Raw genomic sequence first — 13,450 nt, 5'->3', positions numbered from 1 at the left:
AAGTTTAAAGCCGTCGTTTGTTGTGAGCTAGTATTTTATTGATCCCACAATTTGGTTGTCAGTAAAAGAGTGATCTATACACATGGTAAAGCTCGGTTCACTTGGTATTAGAATGAAAAAAGGGCCCTTAGGCCCTAATTGTTGGGATTGAAGTGTCTAAAACTGATTCATTGTATTGGCTTCGCCGCCCGCTTTGAGTGCATTGTCGCCACTAAAATATTCTTTATGAGTATCTCCAATGTTTGAGCCCGCTAAGTCCTGATGTTTAACTGACGCTTGCTCTCTTCTTATTTCTTGTCTTTGAACATCTCTGACATATGCCAACATACCTAACTCTCCGAAGTATCCTTCTGATAATATGTCAGTGCTAAGCGCTGCGGTGTGATAAGTTGGCAATGTAATCAAATGATGGAAAATTCCAGCTTGTTGTGCACCGTCCATTTGGAAGCTCTTGACCTTGTCATCAGCAAGACGCGCAAGTTCTGTTCCATCTAGTTCTGGAGCCATCAGTGCTTTAGGGTCTACACTTGGGTCAGGGTAATTGTCTAACGTTTCACCTTGTGCTTTAAGCTCATTGTAAGCTTGTTCACGGAACTTCAGCGTCCAATTGAATGAAGGTGAATTGTTGTAAACTAACTTAGCATTGGGCGCCTCTTCTCGTATGCGATTTACAAGCTCCGCAATTTGGTCAACATTGGGCTTTTCGGTTTCTATCCACAGAAGGTCTGCACCAGCTTTCAGACTTGTTACGCAGTCTAATACGACTCTGTCCTTTTCAGTACCCTCTTTAAATTGATACAAGCCATTTTCTAATCTAGTTGGTTTTTGTAGCTTACCATCGAGCTTGATAGCCATTTCTCCATCCTCAAGTTGGCTTACGTCGTCAATCACTTGTGTATCAAGAAAGGCTGTATACAGGCTTGCGATATCACTTGGTTGCTTTGAGACGGGGATTTTTTGCGTCAGGCTTGCTCCCAATGAGTCTGTACGAGCTACTATAATGCCCTCTTCAACACCGAGCTCTAAAAATGCATACCTTACTGCGTTGATCTTTGCCAAAAAGTCTTCATGAGGTACGGTGACTTTTCCCGCCTGGTGCCCACACTGTTTTGCGTCTGATACTTGGTTTTCGATTTGAATCGCACATGCACCGGCTTCAATCATTTGCTTGGCTAAAAGGTATGTTGCTTCTTCATTACCAAATCCAGCGTCAATATCGGCAATGATTGGGACAACATGTGATTCATAGTTATCTATTTCAGATTGAATGTGACTGCAATCCTGACCTTTTGACTTTGCAGCATCAAGTGCTTTATAGAGATGGTCTAATTCTCTTGCATCAGCCTGTTTAAGGAAAGTGTAAATTTCCTCAATAAGCTTTGGTACCGCTGTTTTTTCATGCATGCTTTGGTCTGGGAGTGGGCCAAACTCAGAACGAAGTGCCGCCACCATCCAGCCACTTAAATATACATAAGCGCCTTTTGTCGTCTTTTTATGCCTTTTGACTGCCATCATCATTTGTTGTGCGGTGAACCCATGCCAGCAGCCGAGTGACTGTGTGTACTGCGATGGATCTGCATCGTAACGTGCCATATCTTCACGCATTATTTGGGCTGTATGTTTCGCAATATCTAGGCCTGTTTTAAAGCGGTTTTGCAGATGCATTCTGCTTGCATATTCAGGGTTAATGGATTGCCAATTAAGGTTTTTTGACTCACAAAGTGTTGTAAAACGGTCTATCTGTGTCTGGTAGTCACTCATGGTTATTATCCTTCGAACGAGTAGTTAGCTAAAGTTAATTTGTTTGCCACAACTGAATAAGTGAGAGGTGTCGCGGCGCTTAATTAAACACTAGGATGACTTTTAAGATTTTTTAAATTTATAGTTGTTATTGCGAGTATATTTACAATGAATGGCTAAAGGGGTTTGTTTTTGTACAAATTGATTTATTTTTGAATGACCCGTTCAAAAATTATCGTTCTTAGGAACCTAGGTATGAGTGCAACAATTCAACAAGCTGGATTAACCATTGATAGCAGCCTATATGATTTTGTAAATCATGAACTCTTGTCAGGCTTGTCACTAGATCAGGAAGCATATTGGCAAGGCGTAGCAACTATTATTAATAAACTGACTCCGATAAACCGTGCCCTACTCGCCAAGCGTGACGAGTTACAGGCTAAAATAGATAGCTTTCATGTTGAAAACCCTACTTGGGATGTCTCGAAATATCGGACATTTTTGGAATCAATAGAGTACCTACAACCTCAACCCCCTAACTTTGAAATAGTTACTGAGAAAGTTGAAGCAGAGATTGCAACTGTGGCCGCCCCTCAGCTTGTTGTACCGGTAAATAATGGACGTTTTGCTCTCAATGCGGCAAACGCAAGATGGGGCTCATTGTATGATGCGTTGTATGGTACAGATGTATTGCCAGAGGATGATGGCGCTGAAAAAAGTGACCGTTACAACCCTGTGAGGGGGTTTAAGGTGATGGCCTATGCTAGGCAGTTTCTCGATAAAGTTCTTCCTTTGACTGCCGGTTCACATATTGAAAGTACTCAGTATAGTATTGTAAATAAAGAACTCGTCATCACTTTAAACGACAGTCGACAGGTCTCGTTATCTGAACCAAATCAACTAATTGGCTATCGCGGCCAAATTCAAAGTCCATCAGTATTATTGTTCAAGCACAATGGGCTACATTTTGAGTTGATCATTGATCCAGACGATCCGATTGGCAAGGAAGACAAGGCTGGGATCAAAGATGTGATCTTAGAAGCTGCGCTAACGACCATCATGGATTGTGAGGACTCTGTTGCAGCTGTGGATGCAGAGGACAAAATTGAGGTATATCGTAATTGGCTTGAGCTAAATACCGGGTCGCTACAAGAAGAGTTTTCAAAAGGTGATGAGGTCATAACACGCAAACTAAACCCAGATCGAGATTATATCTCACTGAATGGCGATATGTTTTCGTTGAGCGGTCGCGCCATGATGTTTGTACGTAACGTGGGCCACTTAATGACCACACCAGCAATTTTGGATATGAATTGTGATGAAGTATTTGAAGGAATTTTAGATGGAATTATTACGGCAACTGCGGCATTACACGATTTGAACAAAAAGGATGGACTGCGCAACTCTAAAGCTCAAAGTATTAACATTGTAAAACCAAAAATGCATGGAGCTGAAGAGGTTGCTTTCACCGAATTGTTGTTTAGTGAAGTAGAAAGATTACTTCGTTTGCCAGCCAACACGATAAAAATGGGCATAATGGATGAGGAACGCCGTACTTCGGTAAACTTGAGTGCTTGTATTTACGCCGCTAAAGCACGTGTCGTATTTATCAATACTGGCTTTTTAGATAGGACTGGAGATGAAATTCACACCTCTATGTGTGCTGGAGCGGTGCTGCCAAAAGAGCAAATAAAATCTCAGCCTTGGATTTCTGCATACGAGCGTCAAAATGTAGAAATTGGTCTGAGGTACGGCTTTAAAGGTAAAGCGCAGATCGGCAAAGGGATGTGGGCAAAACCAGATAAAATGGCGCAAATGATGGAGCAAAAAATCGATCAGTTACGTGCTGGCGCGAACACAGCTTGGGTGCCCTCTCCCACAGCTGCAACACTACATGCTATGCACTATCATGAAGTTGATGTGCAACAGTGTCAGAAAGCGATTTTGAATCGTCAATTCGATAGCCTTGAGGAGCTTTTGACACCGCCATTGATGGCAAAGCAGTTAAATGAATCTGAAATTCAGGCTGAATTGGACAACAATGTTCAAGGTATTTTGGGTTATGTTGTAAGATGGATAGATCAAGGCATTGGCTGTTCTAAGGTACCGGATATTTCGCATGTTGGCCTTATGGAAGATCGAGCAACACTACGTATTTCAAGTCAGCATATTGCAAACTGGCTACATCATGGTATTTGCAGCGAAGAACAGGTAAGAAATACATTTGCCAAAATGGCGTGTGTAGTTGATAGCCAAAATAGCGTCGATCCTAACTATCAGGCTATGTGTTGTAACGGGCGACCAAGCTCAGATAATTTGTCTTATCAAGCAGCGTTAGCGTTGGTGTTTGAAGGCACAAGCCAGCCTAATGGTTACACTGAACCGCTACTTCACCGTTACAGGCGTTTGTACAAAGCACAAAACAAATAGCTTTTTTGTCGCTGGCTCTGTACTTTTTTGTAAAGTGCAGAGCGTAAACCCCCTTTACGCATAGACCCTATTTGCCTGATAATTTCTTATTAGATACAAATTGATACACCTTGATATAATCAGACACGCTATTTTTTAAGCGCTTTCAATATATTAATTAGCAAATGTATAAAAAAAAGAAATTGCTATGTTTTCTAAAATAACAACTAAGTCGTTACTGACAGTAATGTTTTCCTTTTGCTGCTCCAGTAACGTAAATGCTCAGTCAGAACCTGATTTTTGGCAGGGGTTTACAGATAAACGCGAATCAGGTGGCTTTTTGGCTGTGGGAGCCGGCATCTCATATGCTGGTGGTTTACTGTCTGATATTGAGACAAGTACAAACCTCATTGTTAGTGGTAATTATTACTTTGAGAATGGCCTTTTTATCGAAGTTCCAGGTAACTCGAACAAGTTCGACCCCAGTTGGGTCATGGGTTACAACTTATACAACCTTGGCAACTGGGAGTTCGATGTAATTTACTCTTCGGCACACGGCCCGCTTGATTATCATGTTCATCCTAAAGATGGCAGTGACAAAGATCTCACCGCTTACATAGGGCTTAGGGCTTCTGCAGAACTAGGGAACTATCAGTTTCAAGCCATCATTGCGCCCAAAGCGGATAATAGTGAATATAACCAGGGTGTATATGGGTCAGCTTGGCTAGCCCGCTCATGGCAGTACAAAAATTGGCATTTCTATGGGTCTATAGGGTTTCAGTATAGAAATAGCAAGATGCTAGATTACTATTACGGTGTGCCTGAAGATGCGGTGATGCTTGAACCTTATGATGCTGCTGGTGGATTCAACTCTCATTTAAAAGTTGGTTTTACTAAACCACTCAATGCGTCATGGGTGTTAGATGGCACGATTGGAATTACAGACTATGCCAGTAGCATTGACGATAGCCCTTATTCCAAACTGGCAAAAAAATATCGTACTAATCGCAGTGAGCTTGGCCGTAATGTCTCTTTAACATTAAGTTATGTGTTTTAGGGGGCAAAGATGAACAAGTACAAATATATTCTGATGCTCCTTCCTTTGACAGCCTTTGCTGAGCCTTCTGAGTTACCTTTTACGTTGCAACCCGATCAATGTGTTGCATTAGAGCAAGGTCAAAGTTGCTTTATAGATATCAAAGTTAAATGGCAAACCAAAACTAAAGGTGATTACTGTTTATTTGTTGATGAGGTTAAAACTCAGTGTTGGCAAGCTACAAAAATAGGTTTATGGGAAAACGAGTTAGAGATGAAAACGGATGTTGCTTTTAGCCTCAAAGATAGTAAACACCAGATGATTTATAGTGGCAAAGTGCAATATGCATGGATCTATAAAAAACGTAAAAACAAAGCTGTGCGCTGGCGCATGTTTTAAGAGGTCTAAATGGAAAAGACAAGAGTGGCGTTGGTTGAAGATGATGTTGAGCTAGCACAATGGATAACCGAGTATCTCGAAGCAAAACAATATAAGGTCACTGTTTATCATGATGGTATTTCCGGGTTTGAGGGGATAAAGCTTAATCCTCCTGAGCTTGTGATCCTAGATGGAATGTTACCTGGAATTGATGGCCTCGATGTGTGCCGAGAACTCAGAAATACGATGGCAATACCCATTCTCATGTTGACCGCGAGAGATGAAGAAGTGGATGAAATTATTGGTTTAGAAATGGGGGCGGATGACTATCTTACTAAGCCAGTAAGAGGAAGGCTATTAGAGGCGCGGATCAAGAATTTGTTAAGGCGTACCGCCCCTTGCTCTGCGTCATCTGCAATAGTTTTGGGCCAGCTTGAGGTAAACCCTGATACCAGAAATGTGATACTCAATGGCATCAATATCAAAGTATCCAGCAATGAATTTGATGTGTTGTGGGCGCTTGCTCAGCATGCCGGTTCAGTAGTCACGCGAGATGCGCTTATTCAGCAGCTGAGGGGCTTTGAATATGATGGGTTTGATCGCTCAATTGACTTGCGCATTTCACGTCTGCGCAAAAAGCTGGGAGATACTGAGGAGCCTTATAAAATAGCGACAGTGTGGGGGAAAGGGTATCAATTGGCTAAAGATGTTTGGTAGAGGTACATTATGTGGCGATTTGTAGTCGCTTTGGTCAGTGTTTTATTACTTGCAAGCATTTTGTTGGGGCAAGTGATTGATCAGTTACATACGTCGGAGGACGAAGATGTACAGTTGACCTCTTTTGATGAGGTTGAGTTAGTTTTGCCTTTATTACGCGCTATCGCAGCAAGCGATGCGCCAGAGTTAATGACACTGCCCGAAAAAGGGAGCCGTAATGCGGCTATAGTCTTTCGCCAAGCTGACACATACCCTTTGCCAGCTTCACTTTATAGTCAACTTGAGCAACAAGAGCCAGTGTATTTAGAAACGCAGGAACAGGTTTTGGTGCACTTATTGACGAGTCAGGGGTTAATTTTGGTTTATCAATACGACAAGCAATTACCAACCAATGAATATAGTCTCAGTCTAACTTTATCATTCTATGGTTTACTTGTTGCTATTATGGTGGTCTTTCTTGCGCCGTTTGTAAGACGACTTATCAAGTTAAGGCAAGCAGCCAACCGCTTTGGTGAGGGACAATTAACTGTTCGGCTTAGTATCGGCACGCTTTGGTACTTGCGGGATATTGAGCTGTCTTTCAATCGAATGGCTGACAAAATCAATGTGTTGATGGATGATATAAAGTTGTTAGCTGGGGGGCTATCACATGAGCTGAGGACTCCCCTAGCGCGGATCCGCATGGGGTTAGATACGTTAGTTGAGACAGAAGATGAAGCACTACGTGCAAAGTACGAAGGCAGAATTAATCGGCAGTTAGATGAGATGGAGCGATTACTACTCCACATGCTTGAATTTGCTCGCCTTCAACACAGTTTAGATGAAGCTGAGCCGCATCTAATTAAAGGCCATAAATTGCTACAAAGTCTGGAACTAGAAGGAACAAATAAAGCAGTTGAAATGTCTTTGCCAAGCGCCGACTTTTACATTAGTGCTGAGCAAACTTATGTCACTATGGCCATTTCCAACATCATGGAAAACGCCCTTAAGTATGGTAATAAACATCGTTTTTTGGAGGTTACTTTAGAAAAAGATTTGGTTGCCTTTAAAATTAGTGATGATGGTTGTGGAATTAACTCTAAGCAGCGAGAAGCTATTTTCAAGCCCTTTGTAAGATTAAACCAAAACTCTAGTCATGGCTTTGGAATTGGCTTAGCGTTTACAGCAAAAATAGTTCAACGTTATCGAGGAACCATTGAAGTCGATAGTTGCCCGAAACTAGGTGGAGCAAGGTTTACTTTACGATTTCCAAGAGTCTATGGCTAGCGCCTAAATATCTTCACATCGATATCTAGTTTGGACTAAATATCAGCTCCGATTTAACGGGTATAGTAAAGCTTAATATGTTATGTCTTTGTGACATTCACCATTTAAACATTAAATTTAGGACCTGTTAAAGGTAAATTATCTGATGTGGTCTGATTAGTTTTAATTTTAAATTCCTGACCGAACAATCAATTAGGATTTATGCTCTAATTTATGTTTGACGTTTTTGGAACCTTCCTATAAATTCCTTTTGAAATTTAAACAAATGTAGTTACTGGCAAACTAGGTGAAAGCCTAGGACGCAAAGCTTCCGGTCTAAAGGCTCTGTATTATTTTACAGAACCCACGATAGCGGGGTTGCTTCATAATCAGGAGTGTTATGAATACTCACTATGGATGTGTGTGCCAGATCTACCCAATACCGCTAAATTGTTAGCAAATTGAGGTTAGAGATGAAAAGTTATTCAAGTAAAACGCTTGTATCAGCACTGTGTGCTATCGCAAGTGCTCTCCCTATACAAAGCTATGCAAATGATTTTTGGCATAGTTATCTTGAGTCCAGATCTGTTCAGTCAGATCTCAGAGATCCTAGTTCGAAGATCGCAGATGATCAGATCGTGGCAAATTACTCCTACGCAGGTTATCAGTTTTCCAATCAACCGATCCCCCAATTAGATAGTCTGGGTTACCGTACATTTGATGTCACAGAATACGGCGCTGATATAAAGTTGGGGCGCTCAGATAAGCAAGCTGTACGTGATGCAATTACTGCAGCACAAGCTTACATTGATGCTGGTGGAAGTGGTGCTATTATCTATTTTCCTAATGGCATCTACGACCTAAATACTGAAGCTGATATTGAGCATCTTGATATGTCCGATACTGTTGCAGGTAGAAAGAGCCGCGCAGGCGCTTCTATCAGACTTTCCCGTGGCAATATGGTTTTACGAGGTGAAAGTAAGCAAAGTATTTTATACATGGAAAAGCACTTAGATTTAGTGTACCCATCGAAAATGTGGACCAGTCCATATTTATTTGAAATCGGTTATGACTATGATAACCGTGACCCTCGCGTGAAGGGGGTCAGTCAAAAAATCGTATCACCTAGTGGTGAAAAATTTATCACGGATGTGACTTCTACACATCTTAGGCACTCTACGCGAACGTTACGAGTTAGCGACAGCAGTTTACTTAAAGTTGGCCAGTGGGTTCAGCTATCTCGCTTTGACCCTCGAGAAGAAACCATCGCTAAAGCTCTATCTCCCTATAAATTGGATGGTAATTGGGGATTGATTAAAAAAGGTTTACGCTCGCAAGAGTATCATCAAATCACCGCTATAGAGGGCGACCAAGTCACATTCGCAGCACCAGTTCATCATGATATTCAAGGTGACGGGTATTGGGGTTTAAAGAAGGCCACTCTGATCGAAAACATCGGTATTGAAAATCTGACGATTCAAGGTAATTGGCAGGAAGAGTTTAAACATCATTTGAGCGGAGTACATGATGGTGGTTGGAGCGCACTACGAATTTCACGTGTTGCAAATGCATGGCTAAAAAATGTTGATATTGTTGATGTTAACCAAGGTGTGACGGTGGTTAATGGTACGGCGATGACAATCAAAGACATTAAATTTAGTGGTAATCCTGGTCATTTGAGTCTAGATATCAATGCATCAACGCATGTACTGGCACGGAATATTGATGATCAAGCACAACATTGGCATGCAGCTGGTTTTTCACACAAAGCCACCGGTAATGTTATCTCTGGCTCAATACACTCTTCAGAGCGATTTCATAATTTGCATGCGAATATGCCTTACAGCAATTTGATAGAGAATAGTAAGGGCGGCTGGAACTATGGGTTTATGGGTGGTTCTCAAGGAGCACAGCCCAATCATTTAAAACACTTAGTGTTTTGGAATGTGACCAACACGGCGCAAAATGAATCCATTGATAAGTGGGCATTTATGCGTCACGACAGTAAATATGGACGTGTCATTATGCCGTATGTGGTTGGGTTAAATGGCGCAGGATTCAATGGATTTGAAAGCCAACAAAGGTATGACTCTAGCCTTGCTGACGTTCCTCAAGCTCATGTTCAATCAACGACCACTGTTGACAGTTTGTTCGACGCACAATTAATGCAGCGTCGCTGTGCAAAACAAGTATTGGGCAACAATTTGATCGGTGCATGGTCAATTATCGACAGTGTTTGTGACCTTTCAGGCAATGGCCTAAATGGGCAGGTATTTGGTGGTTATCAGAATTCATTCAACGGCATCGATCAACGTGTTGAGCTGGGTGACATTGATAGGTTCAGCACCATTGAACTGGAGTTTAAATATCATACATGGAGTACTAGTAAAGCTGGCTTCGTCTTATCCAAAGGAAATTATGGTACTAAAAACCCTTATTACATACAGATTAATAAACATGGGGTTATTAGTGCGCGTGTTAATGGTCAAGGAGTTAATGCAGGAAATTATGCTGATGGACGGTGGCACAAACTTGTGATGCACTTGTCTGGCAACCTCCTATCTTTGCATATTGACGGTCAATTTATTGGTTCCAAAGACATAGTGCTTCCTGAAGAGAACGATATTCCATTGAGTATTGGTTCTCCGCAAAAAAATACCTATCCATTTAATGGTGAAGTGAAAAACGTGCGCATCTACCGATGATTTTTAATTGCCCTACAAGAAAGTTTATACATGGGCAAATGATTGAAACTAATTAAATTCAGCTCTCTCATGGGCTGGTGAAAAAGATTATTCAAGGTAATTAATATGACAACTCTACCTCCTTATAAAAAATATGCGCTGATTGGCTTGGCATTGGTATTTAGCTGGTTTTCAAGTTTTGCAGTGAATGGTATTAAAGTTGATGAAACCTCAATGTACTGCCTAAAACTAAAAGACAAAGCTAATATGGACCTATGTAGCAACTCGAGAATTTAAAACTCAAGGCCTGCAATACTTGAATTGCAGGCCATTTATATAGTTTAAGCAATTTCGCGTAACCTTACCCCATACATCCACACTTTTTTACAACTTAAGGCACTCAATATGCTAACTTTTTATACAGAATACTTAGTTTAAAGGGCTTATTGTTGAATAAACGAAGCGGGTTGTATTGTGCTGTTTTGTCATTATTTTTGAGTGGGTGCGTATATCACCCCAAGAAACAGATTTACTATGATGAAGTCTGCGACGTAGAGCGAGAAGTGACAGAGGTGTCACGAGACTATTATAAATCTAAAGATGGTCGTCTACCTGCAACCTCAGGAAACCTACTTATGCCGGTTGCTCTTGCTGCTGTTTCGGCGATATTTGCTAATGCCACTCGGACAATTGACAATTCAATCGAGTCTAAAGCCTATCGAAAAGCATGTTTAGAAAAAGGCATTGAACCTAATACTAGGCAACCACCTTTTAATGTTGAAAGTGCAGAGTTAAGCCTGTGTAATAATGATGAACTGTGTGCCATCGAAAGAACTTATTAAAAATTGTAAAGGGGCTTTACATAAGACAGAAAAAGCCGCAAAAGCGGCTTATCCAGGGAAATTCAATGATAACTCAAGTAGGGATTAATTTAGCTTTCGTTTTCTAGCAGCTTACCTCTACCGATTTCTATTTTTCTTGGTTTGAGTGCTTCTGGTATTTCTCTTTCAAGACTGATTACAAGTAATCCATTTTCTAACTCGGCACCGATTACACGAACGTGGTCGCCCAGTTGAAAGCTTTGTTCGAAATTGCGCTCTGCAATACCTTGATGAATAAATTTACGTTCTGTCTTGTCTTCTTTGTCGGCTTTCTGGCCTTTTACTTTGAGGGTATTGTTCTCTGATTCAATATGAAGTTCATCGTTGGTAAAGCCTGCTACAGCCATCGTAATTTGGTATTTATCTTGTTCCAAAGCCTCAATATTATATGGAGGGTAACTAGCTTGTTTGCCGTTGTGTGCTGCACGGTCCATAAGTGAAGCCAGATGATCGAAACCGATGAATGAACGATAAAGTGGAGTTAGATCTACGTTGCGCATAATAATATATCCTCATTAAAGCGATAATGCTTGTTTACTCTTCCTATGAACCAGTAAACAAGGTTAAAAGTCATTTTCTAATTTGGTTTGGGACCCTGTCGGCGTCCTCAATACACTATCTATGGACGGTCAAAATGATTTTCAAGAAAATAAACAGAAAAAATCAAAAAAAAATTTAAAAAGCCCATATACAGGGCTTTTAAGCTGGTTGAACTTTTAACGGGTAGGTCATTGTAGCTTTGGTTGACCAGCATATACGGTAAATTGTTTGCCAATATGAACTTGGTCGTTTTTAAATCCTACAAAAGGTACATGGTGCCAATTTGCCGTTAAACGCGCTTGATTGATATCTAAGGTAACAAAGCCACGGTTTGCTAAATCCACGTAACGTATATGTGGGTTTTCCGGCATTAGAATCTTACCTACATCACCAACTATTTGTTGTAACCCTGGAACTGGTATAGATGGAGAAGTGACAGAGGAGGTAACAATCTCAACTGCAATGGCACCGTCATGTGTAAACCGATTGTATTTTCGCCAATCATAGGGGTCTTTGCAGATATTAGCTGCCCATGAAGAATGTACATCTCCTGTTAGAACGACGACATTATCGATATTGTTTGCTTCAATAAAATCGAGCAACCTCTCTCTAGCTGCTGGATAACCATCCCAAGCATCTGCATTTATGGGCTTACCCAGCATGTGTATTTGCATCATTTGTACTTGTTGGCCAAGTAGTTGCCACTGTACACCTTGGCGCTTGGCTTCGAGTAGGTTGTCTTGTAACCATTGCTCTTGTTCAAGACCCAGCAACGAACGTTGTTCATCGAGTCTTATAGGGTCATTAATTTCGACTTGTTGATCTCGCCCCACAAAGCGAGTATCTAGCATGTTTAACTCGGCTAAATTACCAAATTTAAAGCGCCGATAGGCTTTCTCTCGATTGCTGTCACTAGGCTCTCTGATTGGCATCCACTCATAATAAGCCTGAATAGCAGCTTGACTGCGAGATCGCCAACTGCCCTCCCCATCATTATGGTTTTCAGCACCTTCTCGCCAAGTATCATTGGTGAACTCGTGATCATCCCAAATACAGATCATCGGGTGTGTTTGGTGCAATTTTTGTAGGTCTTCATCTGTTTTATAGCATGCGTGGCGTTGACGGTAATCAGATAATGTCACCATCTCATGTACTGGCACAACTTTTCGGTTCCAAAGAAATGGATTGCGATATATATCTTTATTACCATATTCGTATAAATAGTCCCCTAAATGTAAAACAGCATCAAGATCTGCTATCTCGGCTATCCGTGCATAAACGTTGAAGTAACCATAACTAAAATGGGAACATGAGGCCATTGCGAGTTTTATGTTGGTCACATCATAAAGTGGCAGTGTTTTTGTTCTTCCCAAGGGGGATATGAGGGGTTTGTCTAGCTCATCAATAATAAAACGATAAAAGTAGCGTGTGTTCTCTTGTAAGCCCAAAGCATCAACTTTGACGGTAAAGTCTTTGTTTTTGTCGGTGATTACATGACCGTTGGCGACAATAGTCGAAAAGTTTATATCAGTAGCCACCTGCCAAATGACCTTGACCGTTAATGACTCAAGATCGACACGGTCGCTAACTTCTTCGGGTATTGTGATCCTTGTCCATAAAATAACACGGTCATCTAATGGATCTCCGCTTGCAACACCATGACTAAATGGATTTTCAGAAAAGGTACAACCGGATAACGAGAGCGACAAGGGAAGACTTGAAATTAATACGCTGCTCTTTATAAAACTGCGACGGGAAATGTTCATAGTATTTACTCTAATTTTAATTTTTTAAGCACAGTAAATACATTAAATGTTAAA

At 41.1% G+C, this 13,450-nt stretch carries 11 protein-coding genes and 1 riboswitch; of the genes, 8 read left to right on the top strand and 3 right to left on the bottom strand.

Translation table 11 applies throughout. The features are described from left to right. Window positions 1-156: 156 nt before the first annotated feature. Window positions 157-1,761, bottom strand: coding sequence for an isocitrate lyase (locus tag N475_RS15530; RefSeq protein WP_063357985.1), 1,605 nt, complete (start codon window positions 1,759-1,761; stop codon window positions 157-159). 234 nt (window positions 1,762-1,995) lie between these two features. Here N475_RS15530 and N475_RS15525 point away from each other — a divergent pair, with 234 nt between their 5' ends. From N475_RS15525 to N475_RS15495, 8 genes are all read left to right on the top strand, one after another. Further along, window positions 1,996-4,170, top strand: coding sequence for a malate synthase G (locus N475_RS15525; RefSeq protein WP_063357986.1), 2,175 nt, complete (start codon window positions 1,996-1,998; stop codon window positions 4,168-4,170). Window positions 4,171-4,357: 187 nt separating this feature from the next. Next, window positions 4,358-5,206 (top strand): MipA/OmpV family protein, encoded by an 849-nt coding sequence (locus N475_RS15520; RefSeq protein WP_063357987.1) that lies wholly within the window; start codon window positions 4,358-4,360, stop codon window positions 5,204-5,206. A gap of 9 nt (window positions 5,207-5,215) precedes the next feature. Continuing rightward, a complete protein-coding gene (locus N475_RS15515) occupies window positions 5,216-5,584 on the top strand; it encodes a DUF3019 domain-containing protein (RefSeq protein ID WP_063357988.1) in 369 nt (122 codons plus the stop codon). Window positions 5,585-5,593: 9 nt separating this feature from the next. Continuing rightward, the gene (locus tag N475_RS15510; RefSeq protein ID WP_063365554.1) at window positions 5,594-6,280 is read left to right on the top strand and encodes a response regulator; all 687 of its coding nucleotides are present in this window, start codon (window positions 5,594-5,596) and stop codon (window positions 6,278-6,280) included. Window positions 6,281-6,289: 9 nt separating this feature from the next. Next, window positions 6,290-7,546: an ATP-binding protein gene (locus tag N475_RS15505; RefSeq protein WP_063365553.1), complete on the top strand. Its 1,257-nt coding sequence runs from the start codon at window positions 6,290-6,292 to the stop codon at window positions 7,544-7,546. A 266-nt stretch (window positions 7,547-7,812) separates the two neighbouring features. Beyond that, window positions 7,813-7,911: riboswitch (cyclic di-GMP riboswitch) on the top strand. Between the two features lie 87 nt (window positions 7,912-7,998). Continuing rightward, window positions 7,999-10,230, top strand: a complete 2,232-nt coding sequence (locus N475_RS15500) for a DUF4955 domain-containing protein (RefSeq protein WP_063365552.1) — start codon at window positions 7,999-8,001, stop codon at window positions 10,228-10,230. Between the two features lie 105 nt (window positions 10,231-10,335). Then, window positions 10,336-10,506, top strand: a complete 171-nt coding sequence (locus N475_RS25540) for a hypothetical protein (RefSeq protein WP_155732588.1) — start codon at window positions 10,336-10,338, stop codon at window positions 10,504-10,506. Between the two features lie 152 nt (window positions 10,507-10,658). After that, window positions 10,659-11,051, top strand: coding sequence for a hypothetical protein (locus tag N475_RS15495; RefSeq protein ID WP_063365551.1), 393 nt, complete (start codon window positions 10,659-10,661; stop codon window positions 11,049-11,051). 89 nt (window positions 11,052-11,140) lie between these two features. Here N475_RS15495 and N475_RS15490 read toward each other — a convergent pair whose 3' ends face one another. Then, window positions 11,141-11,590, bottom strand: a complete 450-nt coding sequence (locus N475_RS15490) for an Hsp20 family protein (protein WP_063365550.1) — start codon at window positions 11,588-11,590, stop codon at window positions 11,141-11,143. 228 nt (window positions 11,591-11,818) lie between these two features. Further along, window positions 11,819-13,396, bottom strand: a complete 1,578-nt coding sequence (locus N475_RS15485; protein ID WP_063357994.1) for an alkaline phosphatase D family protein — start codon at window positions 13,394-13,396, stop codon at window positions 11,819-11,821. Window positions 13,397-13,450 lie beyond the last annotated feature (54 nt).

Origin of the sequence: Pseudoalteromonas luteoviolacea DSM 6061 (genome assembly GCF_001625655.1) — a bacterium.
In the GTDB taxonomy this organism is placed as follows: Bacteria; Pseudomonadota; Gammaproteobacteria; order Enterobacterales; family Alteromonadaceae; genus Pseudoalteromonas; species Pseudoalteromonas luteoviolacea.
This window is presented reverse-complemented; position numbering and strand designations above follow the sequence as displayed.

Excerpts from the sequence above, each read along its gene's own strand:
- N475_RS15530 (WP_063357985.1), bottom strand. The coding sequence starts at position 1,761 with ATGAGTGACTACCAGACACAGATAGACCGTTTTACAACACTTTGTGAG.
- N475_RS15525 (WP_063357986.1), top strand. The coding sequence starts at position 1,996 with ATGAGTGCAACAATTCAACAAGCTGGATTAACCATTGATAGCAGCCTA.
- N475_RS15520 (WP_063357987.1), top strand. The coding sequence starts at position 4,358 with ATGTTTTCTAAAATAACAACTAAGTCGTTACTGACAGTAATGTTTTCC.
- N475_RS15515 (WP_063357988.1), top strand. The coding sequence starts at position 5,216 with ATGAACAAGTACAAATATATTCTGATGCTCCTTCCTTTGACAGCCTTT.
- N475_RS15510 (WP_063365554.1), top strand. The coding sequence starts at position 5,594 with ATGGAAAAGACAAGAGTGGCGTTGGTTGAAGATGATGTTGAGCTAGCA.
- N475_RS15505 (WP_063365553.1), top strand. The coding sequence starts at position 6,290 with ATGTGGCGATTTGTAGTCGCTTTGGTCAGTGTTTTATTACTTGCAAGC.
- N475_RS15500 (WP_063365552.1), top strand. The coding sequence starts at position 7,999 with ATGAAAAGTTATTCAAGTAAAACGCTTGTATCAGCACTGTGTGCTATC.
- N475_RS25540 (WP_155732588.1), top strand. The coding sequence starts at position 10,336 with ATGACAACTCTACCTCCTTATAAAAAATATGCGCTGATTGGCTTGGCA.
- N475_RS15490 (WP_063365550.1), bottom strand. The coding sequence starts at position 11,590 with ATGCGCAACGTAGATCTAACTCCACTTTATCGTTCATTCATCGGTTTC.
- N475_RS15485 (WP_063357994.1), bottom strand. The coding sequence starts at position 13,396 with ATGAACATTTCCCGTCGCAGTTTTATAAAGAGCAGCGTATTAATTTCA.